This is a genomic window from Staphylococcus condimenti (assembly GCF_001618885.1).
Lineage (GTDB): Bacteria > Bacillota > Bacilli > Staphylococcales > Staphylococcaceae > Staphylococcus > Staphylococcus condimenti.
On sequence record NZ_CP015114.1, the window covers coordinates 1,816,138 to 1,834,924 of the forward strand.

General features: G+C 34.6%; 19 protein-coding genes and 1 pseudogene. 14 read left to right on the plus strand and 6 right to left on the minus strand.

The genetic code is table 11. The annotated features are described in order from the left end of the window. Positions 1-169: 169 nt before the first annotated feature. The 3 genes from A4G25_RS13265 (at position 170) to A4G25_RS13340 (ending at position 2,187) form a co-directional block, all read left to right on the plus strand. Positions 170-310 (plus strand): hypothetical protein, encoded by a 141-nt coding sequence (locus tag A4G25_RS13265; RefSeq protein WP_232011942.1) that lies wholly within the window; start codon positions 170-172, stop codon positions 308-310. 33 nt (positions 311-343) lie between these two features. Then, positions 344-1,216, plus strand: a complete 873-nt coding sequence (locus A4G25_RS08920) for a DUF4352 domain-containing protein (protein ID WP_047130953.1) — start codon at positions 344-346, stop codon at positions 1,214-1,216. Positions 1,217-1,302: 86 nt separating this feature from the next. Beyond that, entirely contained in the window at positions 1,303-2,187 is an 885-nt protein-coding gene (locus tag A4G25_RS13340) for a DUF4064 domain-containing protein (protein WP_313955114.1), read from the plus strand. 52 nt (positions 2,188-2,239) lie between these two features. On the opposite strand, the gene yidC is transcribed toward A4G25_RS13340, so the two are convergent. The 4 genes from yidC to A4G25_RS13060 form a co-directional block, all read right to left on the minus strand. Next, positions 2,240-3,109: a membrane protein insertase YidC gene (yidC, locus tag A4G25_RS08930; RefSeq protein WP_047130952.1), complete on the minus strand. Its 870-nt coding sequence runs from the start codon at positions 3,107-3,109 to the stop codon at positions 2,240-2,242. Positions 3,110-3,588: 479 nt separating this feature from the next. Continuing rightward, complete coding sequence (locus A4G25_RS08935) at positions 3,589-4,170, minus strand: hypothetical protein (RefSeq protein WP_047130951.1); 582 nt, start codon at positions 4,168-4,170, stop codon at positions 3,589-3,591. A 25-nt stretch (positions 4,171-4,195) separates the two neighbouring features. Then, positions 4,196-4,585: a hypothetical protein gene (locus A4G25_RS08940; protein ID WP_063164636.1), complete on the minus strand. Its 390-nt coding sequence runs from the start codon at positions 4,583-4,585 to the stop codon at positions 4,196-4,198. Positions 4,586-4,593: 8 nt separating this feature from the next. Then, positions 4,594-4,770: a hypothetical protein gene (locus tag A4G25_RS13060; RefSeq protein WP_167542107.1), complete on the minus strand. Its 177-nt coding sequence runs from the start codon at positions 4,768-4,770 to the stop codon at positions 4,594-4,596. Between the two features lie 194 nt (positions 4,771-4,964). Between A4G25_RS13060 and A4G25_RS08945 the strand changes: the two genes are divergently transcribed. Then, positions 4,965-5,741, plus strand: a complete 777-nt coding sequence (locus A4G25_RS08945) for a CYTH domain-containing protein (RefSeq protein WP_047130949.1) — start codon at positions 4,965-4,967, stop codon at positions 5,739-5,741. A gap of 187 nt (positions 5,742-5,928) precedes the next feature. On the opposite strand, the gene A4G25_RS08950 is transcribed toward A4G25_RS08945, so the two are convergent. Continuing rightward, complete coding sequence (locus A4G25_RS08950) at positions 5,929-6,798, minus strand: LysR family transcriptional regulator (RefSeq protein WP_047130948.1); 870 nt, start codon at positions 6,796-6,798, stop codon at positions 5,929-5,931. 150 nt (positions 6,799-6,948) lie between these two features. On the opposite strand from A4G25_RS08950, the gene A4G25_RS08955 reads away from it, so the two are divergent. The 7 genes from A4G25_RS08955 (at position 6,949) to A4G25_RS08985 (ending at position 14,227) form a co-directional block, all read left to right on the plus strand. Next, positions 6,949-8,166, plus strand: coding sequence for an ABC transporter ATP-binding protein (locus tag A4G25_RS08955; RefSeq protein ID WP_064773670.1), 1,218 nt, complete (start codon positions 6,949-6,951; stop codon positions 8,164-8,166). Continuing rightward, entirely contained in the window at positions 8,167-9,204 is a 1,038-nt protein-coding gene (locus tag A4G25_RS08960; protein WP_047130947.1) for an ABC transporter substrate-binding protein, read from the plus strand. A 219-nt stretch (positions 9,205-9,423) separates the two neighbouring features. After that, complete coding sequence (locus A4G25_RS08965; protein ID WP_047130963.1) at positions 9,424-11,073, plus strand: ABC transporter permease; 1,650 nt, start codon at positions 9,424-9,426, stop codon at positions 11,071-11,073. 4 nt (positions 11,074-11,077) lie between these two features. Beyond that, on the plus strand, positions 11,078-11,722 hold the full coding sequence (locus A4G25_RS08970) for a metallophosphoesterase (protein WP_047130946.1): 645 nt from the start codon (positions 11,078-11,080) through the stop codon (positions 11,720-11,722). A 125-nt stretch (positions 11,723-11,847) separates the two neighbouring features. Then, entirely contained in the window at positions 11,848-12,771 is a 924-nt protein-coding gene (locus tag A4G25_RS08975) for an osmoprotectant ABC transporter substrate-binding protein (protein WP_047130945.1), read from the plus strand. Positions 12,772-12,981: 210 nt separating this feature from the next. Continuing rightward, entirely contained in the window at positions 12,982-13,434 is a 453-nt protein-coding gene (locus A4G25_RS13395; protein WP_232011943.1) for a DUF6978 family protein, read from the plus strand. A gap of 16 nt (positions 13,435-13,450) precedes the next feature. Then, positions 13,451-14,227, plus strand: a complete 777-nt coding sequence (locus A4G25_RS08985) for a DUF1828 domain-containing protein (protein WP_047130944.1) — start codon at positions 13,451-13,453, stop codon at positions 14,225-14,227. Between the two features lie 458 nt (positions 14,228-14,685). Here A4G25_RS08985 and A4G25_RS08990 read toward each other — a convergent pair whose 3' ends face one another. Continuing rightward, positions 14,686-16,260, minus strand: a complete 1,575-nt coding sequence (locus A4G25_RS08990; protein WP_047130943.1) for a BCCT family transporter — start codon at positions 16,258-16,260, stop codon at positions 14,686-14,688. A 375-nt stretch (positions 16,261-16,635) separates the two neighbouring features. Between A4G25_RS08990 and A4G25_RS08995 the strand changes: the two are divergent. The 3 genes and pseudogenes from A4G25_RS08995 to A4G25_RS09005 all read left to right on the plus strand — a co-directional run bounded on the left by A4G25_RS08995 (position 16,636) and on the right by A4G25_RS09005 (position 18,732). Continuing rightward, a pseudogene (locus A4G25_RS08995) lies at positions 16,636-17,454 on the plus strand (NmrA/HSCARG family protein). Between the two features lie 21 nt (positions 17,455-17,475). After that, positions 17,476-18,018: a TetR/AcrR family transcriptional regulator gene (locus A4G25_RS09000; protein ID WP_047130942.1), complete on the plus strand. Its 543-nt coding sequence runs from the start codon at positions 17,476-17,478 to the stop codon at positions 18,016-18,018. Between the two features lie 12 nt (positions 18,019-18,030). Continuing rightward, the gene (locus A4G25_RS09005) at positions 18,031-18,732 is read left to right on the plus strand and encodes an SDR family NAD(P)-dependent oxidoreductase (protein WP_047130941.1); all 702 of its coding nucleotides are present in this window, start codon (positions 18,031-18,033) and stop codon (positions 18,730-18,732) included. Positions 18,733-18,787: the final 55 nt, after the last annotated feature.

Consider the following 18,787-nt stretch of genomic DNA (forward strand, 5'->3'; position numbering starts at 1 on the left):
ATGCATCAGATCAGTGTTTAGAGTTATTTAACTATATCTTCACAAAAAATTGAAAAAGTCTTGATTTTCGTTAAAAACATTATAAGATAAGCATATATAAATAATTTAGCGGCATAAGTCATAATTTATTTGTTAGCTTTACAAATACAAATAGGGTGGAGAAAAACAAGTGAAGAGATTATTATTTTTAATGGTAAGTGTTTTATTTTTATTAACTGCTTGTGGCGGCAATAAATCTGAAGAGAAAGCGGAAGCTGACGAAGAAAGAGGCGAAGCAACGAATAAAATGAAATTGTTCCGTGTGGGTTAAACGGTATCTGCTGATGGTGTAGATATTAAAGTCATGAGAGCAGAATATGTAGAGAATTATGATGAATACAGTGCACCGGAAAACGACAAAGTATTGAAGGTTTATTTAAAATTCAAAAACAATAATAAAGATCAAGTATTAGTTGATAACAGTGCATTTTCTATGAAGGTACGTGGTGAAAATTATCCTGAATGGTATGGCGGAGATGGAACAGAAGGTATGTTTTCTCATCAATTAAATCAAGGCAACACAGCAACAGGAACTTTAGTTTATGACGTACCGGAGTCTAATTTTTACACATTAGAAATGGATGCTAATTTCAATTTGAAAAATGTGAAAGCCAAGTGGAATATCTCTAAAGCAATGATTAAAAAAGGCAATGGCAGCAGTGATGAAACTGAAGTAAGTACGACAAGCAGTTCTAAAAATGATGGCAGTGAGAGTAAAGATTATCCATATACAGCAGATGAATATAATGCGCTAGTAGATGAATACAATGCATTGACGGATGGAGAAAAGATGAATCATGTCACACGTGGTGTAACGAATAAAGAATATAATGATTTAGCGGCACGTGTTGATAAGTTATATGAACAACTCGGAGCAGAGTATGAGGAAGAATACCAAAAACAATTAGAGAAAGAAGAAGCTGAATGGCAAAAAGAACAAGACCGTTTAGATAAAGAATTCGATGCTGAGATGAAACGTCAAGATGAAGCATATGCACGCGAAGAAGCACAACGCCAAAAACAAGAAGCAGCCGATCAAAGAGCATATGAAGCTGAGCAAAAGCGCATAGAAGAACAAGAAGCGCGTGAAGCAGCGGCGGCTCAAAAGCAAGAAGAGGAATGGGCAAGACAAGAAGCTGAATTACAAAAACAAGAAGCAGTAATGTCTGAAGAATAATGGATTAAATTTGTGCGTTCAGGGTATCTGAATAGAAATTTTAAGCAACTTGCCTAAAGTTAAAATTAAAATGAAAGAGGGATACTATGGACGAACAGCGAAATAACAGAAATCAAAATAATAGAAATAATGAATATGACAATGGAACAATTGATGACAGGCAGATACCAAAAAACGAAAATCGTGAAGAAACCGAACGTGATGCCAGACAAGAATCTGACTATAGAAATTCTGAAGATGGCAACTATGTAGATAGACGCGAACCAAGATATAGCAATCATGATGAAAGAAACAATGAAAGCTATGGTTCAAGAGACAACCGTCAAGAGCATACAAGAAGTGATGCCAAACAAGAACCTAGCTATAGAAATTCTGAAGATGGCAACTATGTAGATAGACGCGAATCAAGATATAACAATCATGATGAAAGAAATAATGAAAGCTATGGTTCAAGAGATAACCCTCAAGAGCATACAAGACACGATGACCGACGTGAATCTAGAAATGAAAATTATCAAGATGACAGATATACAGACAGACGTGATCCAAGATATGTGAATCGTGAAGATAGACACTACCATGACAACCATCATCCGAGATATGATTATCGAGAAAATGAAAGGTATGATGCGAGAGCGGCAAGACCAACAAATAGGGTTGCCGAAATGGTACTTGGTATTATGGGTAGTGTATTCGGTATTATCGCCGGCATATTTGGTTTGCTGCTTGGCGGTATCAGTTCTAGCCTGGGAGAGGCAGATGGCGGTTCGATATTTGGCCAAGCAATCGGTGTTATTTTTGTTTGTATTGTAACGATAGTGATTAGTTGTATCATTAATAAAAATCGTATCGCAATGGGTATCATTTTGATTATTGGCGGACTATTGAACTTTATTTTGATGGGCGGCTTCGGTATTTTATCTGGTATTTTAATTTTAGTCGCAGGTATAATTGCTTTAATTCGAAAATAATATAAAAACAGCCTGGCAACGTAATAGCGCTGCCAGGCTGTTTTATATTGAATTATTTTTTCTTTTTCTTGTTCTTTTTAGATACAACTTGTGTATTCTTAGGCTTTTTATCTTCGCCTGAATCTTTGTTCATTTTTGCTTTCAATCTTGCTACTTCTTGATCAGCGTATTTTGCATAGTATCTATTAGCTGCGAATGTTTGAATAATCATGAAGATGGCTGATACTGACCAATAAAGACCAAGTGCTGAAGCAGAAGTATAAGAGATATAGATAATGAAAATTGGAGAAATAATCATCATCATATAACCCATTTGTCTTTGTTCTTTAGGCATATTCTCTAAACTTACAAGTGATTGTAAGAAGTAAAGCACACCGGCAATAATTGTAATTAAGATGTCAGGTTTTGTTAAATCGAACCACAAGAAATCGGGATGTGCTGTAATACCGCCATGTGAAGGCCATTTAAGAGAAACATATAAACCGAACAAGACAGGCATTTGAATTAAAATAGGCAAGCAACCTAACATGCTCTTCATCGGATTCAATTCATATTTCTTATAAACTTCCATCATTTCTTGGTTAGCGGCCATTTTTTCTTCTTGTGTACGCGCACGTTTAACTTTTTCTTGAACTTCTTTCATTTCAGGTTTCGCAATATCCATTACTTTACGCATCATTTGACCATTCTTAGTTTGGCCCAACATAAATGGCAACATGATTAAACGGATAGCCAATACGATAATAATAATAGCTAGTCCATAATCATGATTAAGATTATTACCTAACCAGTGTAAAAGATTATCCATTGGTTTAGCGAATGTGTTATAGAAGAAACCAGTTCTGTTTCCAGGTTTTGAGTAATCACAACCCGCTAAAAGTACTGTAGTCATAACAAGCAACAGTATGTATTTAATTTTCATGGTTAACTCTGCCTTTCTTTATTTATATGAATAATTATTTATATCATCAGTGGGAACTTAAAAAAGCAACCACGAAATGGTTGCTATGTGAATAATACAACAGTGTGGAAAAATTACTTCCGCCTTTAGATACTATCATAAATTGTTGACATGTCAAATTAGTTGGTATATCAAAAGTTTATTTATAATGAATTATTTAATAATACAAAAAATAAGAGCTGATCTGAAATAGATCAACACTTATTCATGGCATATTGTCCTACTAACAGGATTAACTGAGCATTTGATTTTTTACGTTTGCGCCCAGACGCCAAACGACAGACAGGCCTATGCCAGTTAGTACAAGTGCCGACCTTCCGTAGACACTATAGCGTTGTTTACTTGCCACAAACAACTATGGCCGTTTCTCCAATATGCCATTACGATAGAATAGCATAAACTTAATTTTGATGATAGCAAAAAGGAGGGGCGCCCTCCTTTTATTCAGGTATCTGTTCATCTTCATTTTCTTCATAGAGTTCGTTCTTCATATTGAAACTGAAGAATGATGCAATCCAGGTACAGATAATTAAAGCTGTAACGGTAAGTGCATTATTGAATGGGTTATTAATATTGAAGGCTGATATAAGTGGTGTAAATAAAGCATATGCTATTCCGAATTGAATCAATGCAGTGATATAAAGTTTTATACTTGAACCACTAATTGCGACTATGAGTCCAGGAATTAAAATGATTTCTATAACAATTAAGAGTACCAGCAATGCATTGCCTAGGGTAACAACATTATGTGTATGTAACGAGAAGATTGAAAGGTTTTCAATACTCCTGAATAATGCAAATGCTACACATAAAAATACAAAAGCAAAAATAAATTCTTCGCCTAATGTAGTGAAGAAAGAGTTGATAAAAGAAGGTGATGTCTCCTTATAATAGGTCAATATATAAGATTCCATTATTGTATATAGCAACATCATCAATAATGTAACTCCTAATAAAGTCATCGAAACGTGTCCGGTAAATATTTTAGAGATAAAAGTAATACCGTTATGCCAATTATTCATAATTGGTAAGAATCCTCCTCGTCATTTATTCGTTCTTAGTTTTCTTTTTGTCTTTTTTTATTTCATCAATTAAAACAAAACTTGTGTAACTGGCAAATCCAGTAATGAAGATTAAGATAAGTATTAAAAAAGGTATGTTTAATACATTCTTAAATGGTGCTAGCGTAATCAACACATAAAAAATAAGTGAAGCCAATATGAAATTTATAATGCTTATGGATATAGTTTTAAAGACTGAATCAGCAATTGCTAAAACTAGATTAGGAATAATTAATATTTCCAGTGTAATCACAAAAATCATAGCTTCTTGTCCTAAGATAAGCGGGTTTGCAGAAAATAAATCTAGAAATGGGATTTTAGCGATTGAAGGGACAAGTGCAGTAAAGAAGTAAATGAAAATAATAACACCTATCAATTCTCCGCCTAACGATTTAAAAAGAAAGCAACTAGGTTTTCTTCTGAATTTCCTGCACTTTTAACTGCCACACTGGTTAGCGAAGCTAAAAGTATAGTAATCACGATTATACTTATTAATAAATAAGAAACATTACCCTGAATCAATTGCTTAAAGAAATCGATGCCGTTTTGAAAATTTTGCATACGGAATTTACCTCTCTTTATTTTTCTTATTTTAAGTATAGTCAAATATTTCCTAAAAAATCAAATTGGTATTAAATATAAAATGATTGAATGTTTATATCGAAAAAGTATTATTTATTTTAAATGGGTTTCATAGATATCAGCATAGAAATTCATGTTTTTTCTTTACTCTATGAGGTGGAGGTGAAGAAAGAATGAAAAATATAATGATTAAAGGGAGTATCGCAATTGGTACATTATTGCTGCTGATGCCTCATGCACAAAGTGAAGCAGCAGCCGATAAGTATGAAGTTAAGGTTTATGCAAATGCAGACAAGATTGTTAAGGATAATCGACATGTTGATCACGGGATATTAGACCAACTGGGTTCTGAAGACAAAGATGAGGATTTTAATGTTCAGTACATAGACGATAGTAATCGTACAAATTACAACAATAAAGAAACATTTCGTGTGCGCAAATCAGAAGATGAAGATTCAACAGAATTACAATATAAAAAGCGTTACCCTATTACAAATGGAGATGCAGATGCAGCTATAGCACAAGCTAAGAAAGATGGATTTAATACAGATGATTATGAAGTTGAATATGGAGAAAACGGACAAACATTAAGTGCATCAAATGAAAGTGAAACAAATAACGGTTCATCTTTACCGAATGCTGAACAAAGTTTAAGTGCTTTAAAAAGCAGTGCTAAAGCACCATTTGATGCATTATTAAACAAAATAAGCAGTCCTCAAAAGATTGGACCTGTTCACTTTGAACGACACAAAGGTAATATTGATGGAAATAAAGTAAAAATTGAAAACTGGGATATCGGTAATCAGAATGTAGTAGAGGTTTCTGCAAAAGTTTCAAGTGAAGCTGAAGCAAAAACAGTACAGCAAGCAATTATTAAAAAATTAGATTCTATGGGTATTCATGAAACTAAAGACCAACTAAAAACAGATATGATTTTTAACAATTATTAGAAAGTAAAAGCAGGGCGTGAATAGAAATGATATTGAATTAAAATGATTTCTGTCCATGCCCTGTTTAATTTTATTTGCAGAAAGAATAATTTCTGTTTAATAATTAGATGTTTTTCCTCGCTTCTTTTATACAGGTTAGTCTTCCGTTTCTCTGAAGTTAGACTGTCGGGAGGGTTAAAAAGCCTTGCTACCGCAGTTGATAAAGGGTTGAGATAAAGTTCTGTATAATAGGATTAATCTCTCGATCAGATTTATAAACAATTGAAATATGTCTTTCAGCAGGTGAATGAGGGATCGGTTTTGCGATAATGTCTGGATGATTGACTGCACTTGAACTGAGCAAACTGATGAAGTGAGAGTCACGAATAGTTTCAATTAAACTACTCATACTATTAGATTGCATGACAGGATTAATTTGTATCAGATTTGTATGTTGCCATTCATCGATACTGTCTTTTGTAGAACCGCTGCTGTGAATGATAAGCGGATAATTCTGTATGTCTTTTATTGTAATATCATCACAATGTGCAAGCGGATGAGACTTGTCCATTGCTAACATGAGCGGATCATCAAATAGTCGTTTTACCTCAACTTCTCTTTCTCGAATTCCGTTCTCTGAAATGACACCAATCTCTACTTCTCGATTCTTCACCTTTTCTACAGTATGCGGTGCTGTATCTACTTCTAACGAAACATCAATATCTTGGTATTCAGTCATAAAACTTTTAAGGGCTTTCGGCAACATACCGTAAATAGGTGCATGACTGGATCCGATTCTTAAACTGCCTCTTTTAGATGTTTTATAATCTCCTAATATACTTTCTGTTTCTTCTATTAAAGTTAGGATTTTAGAACTATTTTGATATAAAATCTGTCCTGCTTTGGTTAAAGTAATCAATTTTCCCTTTTTATGATAAAGCGGAACTTGATGTGTTTCGCTTAAGTTTTTCAAATGAAAAGTGACAGTCGGCTGGGTAATATTGAGTTTTTCAGCAACTACATTCACATTTTGATCTTCAACGAATTGTTTGAAAATCATCAGCTGTTTAAGATTCATAGCAATAAAACTCCTTTAAGAAAAATCTAGTTTGTAAAAATAGAGAAATTCTATGTCGATATACATAATACATTGAAAATATTGATGGTTTGTTAACGCTGTATTTAATATGCATTAATATCCGTTGCTTATAGTTGAGGATGAAATGAGGTGAATGAAGTGGCGCTTGAAATACACAATTTAAAAAAGTCATTCGGTAATCAAAATGTGATCAGAAATGTGAATCTGGAAGTAGGCTCTGGGGAGTTTATTTCATTACTCGGTGCATCCGGCAGTGGTAAAACCACATTGCTGCGTTTGATTGCCGGATTAGAACAACCCGATAGCGGAACGATTGAAAATGATGAACAACTGTATTATTCAAATGAAGGCACGACTCAGATGCTTGCACCCTCGAAGCGTAATATAGGTATGGTATTCCAAGATTTTGCCTTATGGCCGCATATGTCAGTGTTTGAAAATATAGCTTATCCGCTTCGTGTTAAAAAAGATACCAAAAACTTGAAGCAAAGAGTACGCGAGGTATTGCAAGAAGTACGTCTAGAAGGATATGAGAAACGAAAAATACATGAACTCTCTGGTGGACAGCAACAACGTGTCTCACTCGCACGTGCAATTATTTCGCGATGCGACCTGGTTTTAATGGACGAACCATTATCAGCACTGGATGCCGGATTACGAGAAGATATGCGTTTATTGATTCAACGACTTGTTAAACAATACGGCATGACAGCCATTTTTGTCACACATGATCAATATGAAGCCATGACGATGTCAGATCGAATCGCAGTAATGCAAGAAGGCCGTATTGAACAATGCGACACTCCAGAAAACTTATACGCTAAACCACAAAGTGAAGCAGTCGCACGTTTTATCGGCAAGGGTGCATTTGTAAAAGGAACATTGAAAGAAAACCGATTTATCATCCAAAAAGAAAATGTAATAGATGAGGCAGAAGAAGGAACACCAGAACGCTTATCAGCTGTCTCTGCTGTAGATTTAGCAGGAGATTCTAAGAAAGATAGAGATACAAAAGATAATCCATCTGATTTCAAAGCAACTTCAGATACGAACTTAAAAGAAAAAGATAATGAAGCTGCAAATACACTTTTCTTAGATGTTGAAGGAGATATTAACGATGGATATTACGGATTGCTGTTACGTCCGGAAAACGTATATACAAGTCATAAAGGACAACATGCAGTTGTGTCGACAGTCAGTTTTACAGGTGAACGTTACGAATACACAGCATACATAAACGACATGATTGTCATGTTTTATGACAGAAAATTTTATGCTGAAGGTGACCAAGTCAATTTGGAATTTGAAGTGAAGCAAGAATATTTAATCAAAATGGAGGATGTTTAAATGAAGCGATTAATACAGTTCGGTGTAATCTTAATGGCATTAGTAATGGTGTTGGCAGGTTGTCAAAATAAGCCGGAAGGAGAGGATAAGAAGTCATCTTCTGATAGCAGTTCGTCCAGCAACAGCAAAGATAAATTAGTGTTATATACAGCAGGTCCAGATGATTTAGTTAAAGATATGGTAAAAGAATACGAAAAAGAGTCTGGTAAAAAAGTAGAAGTTTACCAAGGGACAACAGGTGAAATTTTAGGACGTTTAGAAGCTGAGAAAGACAATCCGAAAGCCGATGTCGTGCAATTAGCTTCTTTACCTGCAGCATTAGACTATAAGAAAAAAGGATTGATTGAACCTTATAAAGTCAAAAGTGCTGATAAATTGTATAGAGATTGGCAAGATAAAGACGGTTATTGGTACGGTTTCAGCGGCAGTGCGTTAGGTATTTCTTATAATACAGACAAAGTCAAAGAAGCACCGACAGATGTGAAGGACTTATTGAAAAAAGACTATAAAGATGCACTAGCAATTCCAAACCCTTCAGAATCAGGCACAGCATTAGACTTATTAGCTATTAAAGTACATAACCAAGGACAAGCAGCTTGGGATGAATATAAAGCATTAAAAGATAACGGTATGAAGTTAGCAGGGGCGAATAAACCAGCATTAGAAACTGTTATTAAAGGTGAAAATAAAGCAGTTTATGGTGGCGTGGATTATATGGTATATAAAGCGAAGAAAAAAGGAGAACCTGTTGATATTTCTTATCCGAAATCAGGTACATCGATCTCTCCGAGACCCGCTTTCATTTTAAAATCTGCGAAACATAAAGATGCAGCAAAAGATTATATGAACTATGTAACAAGTGATAAAGGTCAAAAACAAGTCGATGCACATTATTTAATTCCAGCTAATAAAGATGAACATAAAAATAAAATGACAAAAGCACGTGAAGACATTAAAGAATTGAAATATGATTGGCCGTCGTTATCAAGCGAAAGCGAAAAAGTATTGAAAAAATTCATGGACATGATGAAATCATAAAAAATGGATAGGCGATGAGATGTTTTTTGAACATCTATAAAAATAAATCTCTATATGAAAATACAAGATAAATGAAACAAAAATATAGTATCTGAGGTGGCGGTGACTCATTTTAAATGAAGCGTCGTCATCTCATTTATTTTGAGATTGGAGTTGAAAATAGTGAAAGATCTGCAGAGTGCGACAGCAACAGAATTGAACAAAACAAATCATACATTAATGTGGCAGCGTATCAATCGTATCTTAGCGCTTATTGTTTTAATGATACTGATTGTATTACCTTTGTGCTTAATATTATGGAAAGGTTTTGCCCCTACAACAGATTCAGGGGTATTAAGTAATATCGGACAATTAGCACAGGCAGACAATATTAAAATACTGTGGAATTCGATTCTGCTCGGAATTGCAGTTGTTGTGATTTCGACATTGATTGCTTTGCCTTTGAGTTATATTATGGTTAAAACTGCATTGGCCAGACACCAATGGCTCGATATTTTAATTATGATTCCATTTATGACACCGCCTTATATCGGTGCAATGGGATGGATGTTGACGATGCAGCATAATGGTTTGTTAGAACAGTTGATTCCTGGAGTTGCTAAAGTGACACCGTTATTCTTCTCATTTTTTGGTATGGCTTTGATTATGAGTTGTCACTTGGCACCATTTTTATATGTTGTATTGAAAAAAGCACTATTGAATGTACAGCAATCTCAAGAAGAAGCGGCTTTAGTATACGGCGGTTCGTTTATGTATCGCTTTCGTCGTGTGATTCTGCCGATGTTTGTTTCAGGATACAGTATGGGTGCACTGCTTGTATTTGTGAAAACAATCGGTGAGTTTGGCACGCCGATTACAATGGGAAATCGTATTGGTTTTCGTGTGCTGACATCTGAAATTCATCATAGTGCATCTATTTGGCCGATTGACTTTCAGCATGCTGCGTTGCTTTCAACTTTACTGCTAGGAATCAGCATGGGCGTTTGGGCATTTCAGACATGGTTCCAAACACGTACAGCAGTTGCTGGTGACAGTGGTAAAGGACGAAAAACAATGCAGAAAGCCCGCAATAAATGGGATATTCTACTTTATATCATTGTTACTGTTGCATTATTGCTTATGATTGTGATGCCGTATGCGAGTATTATTGTTAATGCTTTTGTAAAACAACTCTCGCAAGGTTTGAAATTACAAAATATCACATTAGATAATTTTATTCAGGTATTGTCAGGTAATGGCGGTATTGCATTGGCTAATAGTTTGATACTGGCATTAGCTGCAGCAACTATAGCAAGTGTGCTTGGATTATGGTTTGTGCTTGCTTCAGAATCGAGAGGAAAACAACGAAGCGGTTGGATGGGGCGTTTAATCGACTTCTTCAGCTTATTACCTAATACGGTTCCTGGGATTATTGTAGTTATTGGTTTGATTTTATTTTGGAATAATAAGGTGAATCCGATTCCTGCATACAATACGATAAGTATTTTAGTTATCACTTATACAGTATTGTATATTCCTTATGCTGTACAAAATATCAAAAACGTAAATCAAACAATCAGCAAGAATTTAATGGAAGCTGCTGAAATGAGCGGCAGTACAGGTTGGACTCGATTCCGCACAATTAAATTACCGTTACTTACACCTGGTATTATTTCAGGATGGATTCTTATCTTTTGTATTTCGATGCGTGAGCTTGTCGGATCATTGATGTTACGGCCACCGAATACAGACACTTCTGCAACCTATATTTATCGTCAATTTGAACAAGGAGAATCTGCACAAGGTATGGCAATGGCTCTTTTGTCAGTGGGTATTACTTCTTTGATATTGATTGCGATGCAGGTGTGGCAGAACAGAAAGGGGCGTTAGAAGAATGGAAGGAAGATTATTAGCAGCCTCAGATATACATGGACATGGCGAAACATTGCAGCAGTTATTAAAGACAGCTGAGTATTCCCCAGGAAATGATCAATTGGTGCTATGCGGAGATTATGTGAACAATGGACCGGATTCTGAAGGAACTTTAGAGTTAGTTCAAAAGTTGCAGAAGGATGGTGCTGTTGTCTTGTTAGGAAATCATGAATTACGTTGGTTAGAAGAGATTGCTGAAACGGAATTTATTATGCATCATAAGATGAAAGTGACGTATCAACGTATTAAAAAGGATTGGGGAAAGTTAAAATGGCGTTCGCTGTTAGAGTCTTTTGATAGATATTACATGACGGATGATTTTTTATTTATTCATGCTGGTTTTATAGCAGATGTTCCTTTAAAAGAACAAACGGCAGCAGAAGTTACAGGCTTTGATAAAATGAAAGACTTGCAGTATAACTATCCTGGAAAATATATGGTGCACGGACATGTGCCGACATTTAGAGAAGGGTGCAGTCTAGGGGAGATAAAAGTGACAGACCAATCTGTTAATATTGATACAGGTGCCGGTCATGGTGATTATTTAACGCTGCTTGATTTGACGAATGCAAAACAATATTACCAAAGAGTAGAGATGAAAGAGTAGTAGATACGAGAGGGTATCTGCTTCTTTTTTATGTTGAAATCGTAGTTAAATACTATGTTATAATTAATTGTGTTTGATACTGCATTAAATTATTTTTTAAAATAAAAATAATTCAGGAGGAAATGATGAATAGAATTAGAAATATAGTAATTATTATCCTGTTAAGTACAGTTGTATTATCCGGATGTGATTTGCCTGGTCTGGGTGGAGGGCCGAGTAAGAATGTGAAGATTACAGCTTTGGCTACGAGTGAATCTCAAATCATGGCACATATGATTCGTTTGCAGATTGAGCATGATACACATGGCAAAGTAAAGCCGTCTATTATTAATAATTTAGGCTCAGCTACTATTGAACATAATACTTTAAAACGTGGAGATGCGCAGATTTCAGCAACACGTTATACAGGAACGGATTTGGTCGGTGCGTTGAATCATGACCCTATTACTGATACACATAAGGCTATGGATGTGGTGCAGAAAGGTTTCAAAAATAAATTTGATCAAACTTTCTTTGATACATACGGTTTCGAAAATACTTTCGCATTCATGGTGACACAAGATGTAGCACGAAAGTATCATTTAGAAAAAGTATCGGATTTAGAGAAGCATAAAGATGATTTACGTTTAGGTACCGATTCTACTTGGGTTAAACGCGCGGGTGATGGTTACCCTGCTTTTACTAAAGCATATGGTTTTAAATTTAAAACTGTACGTCCAATGCAGATTGGATTGGTTTATGATGCGTTGAAAAATAAAAAGTTAGATGTAGCGTTAGGATACACGACAGATGGGCGTATTGCTGCTTATAAACTGAAAGTACTGAAAGATGATCGACACTTTTTCCCTCCATATGATGCAAGTCCGCTTGCGAAGAATGATTTTTTAAAGAAAAATCCTGAAATTAAAAAGTCGCTTGAAAAATTGCAGGGCAAAGTTTCTACTAAGCAAATGCAAGAGTTGAATTACCAAGCTGACGGTAAACAAAAAGAACCTGCTGTAGTTGCTGAGAAATTTTTGAAAAAGCATCATTACTTTGAAAAGAAATAGTTTTGTGGGCTCGATAATACGATTTTTAGTAATTCAAACAATTTTAAAAATATGAGGCATGAAAACGTTTGAATTACATGCATTATTTATACGAAAAGTTTATAATAAAATAACGAATGAAATGTGACTTGGATTTCTTAAGGTACTTAAAGAATAGGGTTGTATGTGAAATTTCTAAGAAAGTTATTAAAGATGAATGGAGAATGACACATGGAAGACGAGCTTTATCAAAGTTTATTAAATAAAGTCAAAGTTTTTGAGAAAAAAGTACTCCAGTTACCAATGGTAGGGCAGCAAACAAAATATGGATTAATACACCTTATAGATGAAAATGAAAAGTTTATACTTATTATTAACAAAAAAGGCCATAGAAATAAAGATAACTTAACTATAATATTAAATAGCAAATCAGTTCACGCAACGATGGTTCGTTTTGATGTTAACGGTTCGGATCATATTAATCCACCCAATAAAGAAAGGATCCCAACACCCCATTTGCATATATTTACTGAAAAATATAAAAATGGAGGAATTGCAATTCCATTGAGTGAATTGGTAGATACTCAGATAATTAAAGATATTTCAGAAGCTCTGGAATTTTTTGTGGGTTTTTCTAACATTAATATGGATGATGTTATAATAGAACCAAATCTATTCAGTTAAGGAGGGAGTGGAAACAATGAAGATTATCGAAGAAAAAATGGATGAATATTTTAAATGGCTGAAACAAAATTATAAATATAAGCAACTAGATAATTCTACTGAGATTACCACTCCTTTTGTGAATCATTTAAATGATGCAATACGCATTTACCTAGATTTTTTACCAAATAAGAAAATTCGCCTTTCTGATGATGGTCTGACCTTTAATGAATTAGAATTGTTTGGAATAGATATTAATACCAAGACAAGAAGGAAATTAATCGAATCAATTTTAAATCAATTCGCATTACGTGTTGAAGATGAAGAAATTATAGCTGATATAAATAATAAAGAATTTGCACAAGCAAAACATAATATGATACAAGGCATATTAAAAATTTATGATTTGACTTTAACAGCAAAACCTAATGTTTCTAATTTGTTTTATGAAGAAGTTTATTCTTTTTTATTTGAAGAAGAAATCGTTGGAACAAATAGCGTGTCAATTTCTGGAGAATCAGGGATAAAGTACACAATTGATTTTATTGTACCTCCAACAAAAACTAAGCCGGAAGTGTTGATTGATTTTGCGAACAACCTAGATTTTAATAAAATCACTTCTGATTCTTTTGCTTTCAGAGATGTTAAAAATAGTAGACTAAGTAGAAATAATCAATTTCCAAAAATGAATGTGATAGCAAATGATATAGACAACCCTATTACAGAACGAGTGAGACAAGCTGCAAATTATGAAGATATAAAAATTTTGAATTGGTCAGATAAAGAATCAATTGTTAATTTGTTGAAAAGATAATTTGGCACATAGAAGTACATTAATTTATTTAAATTTACCATTTTTACTCATGGAGTTCATATGAATCTGAAAAACTTGAATCAAACCCATTATAAATGAATAGTTTAAAAAATACCCGCTGAATCATTCGAAACACTTTTGAGTGAATATATAGCGGGTATTTATATGTTAATTGGAGGGATGACTATGGCACAAATGAATTCAAGACAAGCGAATAGAATTGCACGTTTAGTCATTAAGCTAGTAAGAAAAATTGTGAATAGCCAAAATAAAAAGTAATGACTAGAGGTGGCAACGTTGTGGCAGTTATATGCTAAAAATGTTGTTCGATTTTCACAAATAATAATAAGAGTGATGAAAAAGTTATTTGGCAAAACTCGTAGATAATATTATATAAATAAACCCTCCCGAACTGTAGTGGAATAATATTCGGGAGGGTTTATTTATGTGTATATAGTTTATTTGCTTCTAGAATAAGAAGCTGTTGAATGAAGGATTTCAGAATGCTCTTTACTTGGTTTGAGGGTCAGTCCTAATGCTTTACGTTCACGGTTTGCATCTTTGTAAAATGAGATGGTCATGAGTATGACAACAATACTGAACGGTAAAGCAGAAATAATGGCTGCAGATTGTAAGGCATCGAGTCCTGTTGGGCCACCTGCTAAAAGTAATACATAAGCAATGGCTGATAACGCAAGCCCCCAAACAATTTTAACAAATCCAGCAGGCTGCAGTGTTCCATAAGAGGTTTGCATACCTAGTACAAATGTTGCTGAATCGGCAGATGTAATAAAGAACGAACCGATTAGTGCAAGTGCAATAATCGAAAGTACAATACCCATTGGCAATTCATTAAAGATACCGAAAAGTTGTGTTTCAGGAGGCATTTTTAATACTTCAGGATGTTTTTTTCCAATACTGATACCTGTAAGTCCAAATACACTGAACCAGAAAATGCTGATGATAGTTGGTACCATTAAAACAGCAATGACAAATTCGCGAATTGAGCGCCCTTTAGAAATACGTGCAATAAATACACCGACGAAGGGACTCCAACTCATCCACCATCCCCAATAATAAACAGTCCATTTCTGCATCCAATCGTGTTTTTGTTGATTAAGAGGGGCAGTATCTAAACTATTGAAAATAAGTGTGTTGAGATAATCACCTGTTGCTGAAGTCATTAAATTCATAATGAGTAAAGTCGGACCGACAATAAGCAAAATTAAAAAGAGTAGTGCTGCAAGCACCATATTTAAGTTGCTTAAATATTGGATGCCTTTACTAAGCCCGCTCCATGCACTGTATAAAAAGAGTACTGTTACAACTGCAATAATGATTCCTTGTACTAATTTATTGTTAGGAACATGGAACAGATAATGTAAACCGCCATTAATTTGCATTGCTCCTACACCAAGAGACACAGCTACACCGATAATCGTCGCAAAAACAGCTAAAACATCAACTACTGTACCTGGCCAACGATCGACACGATTACCTAATATTGGTCGTAATGTTTTAGAAATTAATCCATCTTCACCCTTTCTGAATTGGAAATAGGCGAGTGAAAGAGCAACGATTCCATATACAGCCCATGGATGGAAACCATAATGCAGAAAGCTGGCACGCAAGGAATCAGCAAGGGCTTGTCGCGTTTCCGGTTTAGCTGTCGGCGGTGTCATATAATGTGAAATCGGTTCTGAAGCTCCATAGAATACTAAACCTATCCCCATTCCAGCACTAAAGAGCATTGTTAGCCAAGAGACAGTATGGAATTCAGGTTTGTCGGTTGGTTTGCCGAGTTTTAATTTACCTATAGGACTGAACACTAAAAAGATACAAAAAGCTAATACTAATGTAAAAACCAGCATATAATACCATCCGAAAGTTTCAGTAATCCAAGCTCCTAACGTTCCAGAAATTTTACCGAATTGATTTGGAAAGACAGCTCCGATTAATACTAAAATTCCTACTATAATAGAAGCATATGTAAAAACAGGAGAAAACGTCTTAGTGGTTTTTGGCGCTTTCAAAATTTCATCATCCTTTCTTTTTTAAGAACTGAATAGTAGATTATAAAAAGCAAAGACGTTCTACATGCTATCATAGATTAACTATAATTCAACTTGAAAAATGCGCTTAGTTAGGAAATACAATGAATTGTGTTGAATGTAAACGTAAAAACATTTTTTAAAATTTATACTGTAATCCTTTTAATTATAATAACTTACTTATTAAGCATACTCGAAAGATAATTTTTATAAGGTTGCCTTACAAAAGCGTCATAGAGGAATTTTACAGTCTATTGCACTTTCCAAAGCTTTCTTTTTAATTGACAAACGGATAATTATCCGTTTATGATTGGGAAGTAATTCAAAAGGGAAGTTTGAATTTGAGGAGGTCAGGAAATGAGTAAATCAATTTTAGTGATTGGCGCAACTGGCAAACAAGGACTGCCGGTAGTTAAACAACTCTTAGAAGATGGCTGGAACGTACGTGCATTTACGAGAGATAAAGATAATGAGAAATTGACAAGTATTCAAAATGATAAATTAGAAATATTTGAAGGTAATTTAGGTGACCCTGAATCTATTGCAAGAGCAATGGAAAATCAATACGGTGTATATAGTGTGCAGCCGATTATTCGAGACAATGTGGAAGAAGAATTGCATCAAGGACAAATGATTATTGAAGAAGCTGAAGATGCAGGAATTCATTTTGTTGTCTATAGTACAGCAGGCGGTGTTAATCGTGATCGAACTGGACCTCATTTTGAAGCACTAGCGTAGATAGAAGATACATTAAAAGCATCACGATTAAATTATGCGATTATCAAACCTTCATTCTTTATGGATAACTTTTTACGTATTGTAAAAGAACAAGGCGGAAGACTAATTATTCCGGAATTTATTGATCCAACAATAAGATTCGCGATGATTTCATCGATTGATATTGCACGTATTGCAGCAGAAATCTTTGCTCATCCTAAAAAATATAATCATGAAGAAATAGAGATTGCTTCAGATGAATTGATGTTGAACGAAGTAGTAGCAGAATTTGTGGAAGCGACAGGCAAACCTGCAACAATAGAAGGCGACTTTGTGAGCGGAACAGCAGAACGTTCATGGTTAGAAGATTATGGTTATGTCGTAGATTTCGATCAAATGGATGACATTAATCCACATCGTCTTAAATTGAGAGATTGGATTCGCCAGCAAAATTTTTAACATCTGAGAGGTGCATAAATAATGCGGAGAGATGCAGTGGAAAATAGAAAACGTATCGAAGATTGTGCACGTCAGCTTTTTACAAAAGAAGGCGTAGAAAATGTCAGCATGAATCAAATATCTAAGACACTCGGAATCGGTATGGCCACACTTTATCGTAATTTTGAAGATAAACAGGCATTGTGCTATCAACTCATTCAAAATGATTTTTCTGAGCTGTTCAAAAATATGCATGCTGTTTTAGAAGATAATAAACGAAATAAAGAAGAAAAGTTAGAAGTGCTTTTAGAGCAATTCTTAACTTTCAAAAATGCGCATAAAGATTTATTACGTTGTGTCGAGGGTAATAAAAAACGCGTATCATTTAAACAACAACCTGCTTATACAGAACTATTCAATATTTTTTATGAAGTATTGAATAGTGATGATGATTTAACTTGGAATACTTTTAAAACAGATATGTTCTTAAATAGTTTAACTACTAATATGTATCAATTTCAGTTAGAAGAACGCGGGTTAACTGATATGCAACTGAAAGAATACCTATTACGTATGTTTAAATAGGAGGAATAAGAAATGAGAGTAGTATTAATCACAGGTGGAAATAAAGGATTAGGTTATGAAACGGCTAAAGAATTGAAAGATAAAGGCTACAAAGTTTATATTGGGTCACGCAGTGAAGACCGTGGTAAAAAAGCTGCAAATGAATTAGGCGTAAATAGTGTACAAATTGATGTAACTGACGTTGAAACGTTGCGCAATGCAGCTCATGAAATTCGTGAAGCAGAAGGTCGTTTAGATATTTTGATTAACAATGCTGGTATTTCAGGAGATGTTAAAAAGGTTGATGAAGTAACTGGTGCAGATGTAGAACGTGTATATGATACAAATGTTTTCGGTGTAGTACGTACAATCCATATGTTTGTACCTCTGTTGGAACAGTCTGAACAACCAGTAATTGTAAATGTCAGCAGTGGTTTAGGTTCATTTGGAATGGTGACAGACCCAGATACACAAGAATCTAAAGTGAATTCTTTAGCATATTGCTCTTCTAAATCAGCAGTCACAATGTTGACAGTTCAATATGCGAAAGGTTTGCCGAATATGCAAGTGAACGCTGCAGACCCAGGTCCGACTAACACAGACTTAGTAGGTGACTTCAGTAATAATTCTAAACCAGCTTCGCAAGGCGTTGTCCCTATTGTAAAATTAGCAACAATTGATAAAGATGGTCCGACAGGCAAATTTATCGGTATTGATGGCGAAATGCCTTGGTAAGTAAATAAAATGTTGAAATAATCAGTTGTGCACAGGCACAGCTGATTATTTTTTT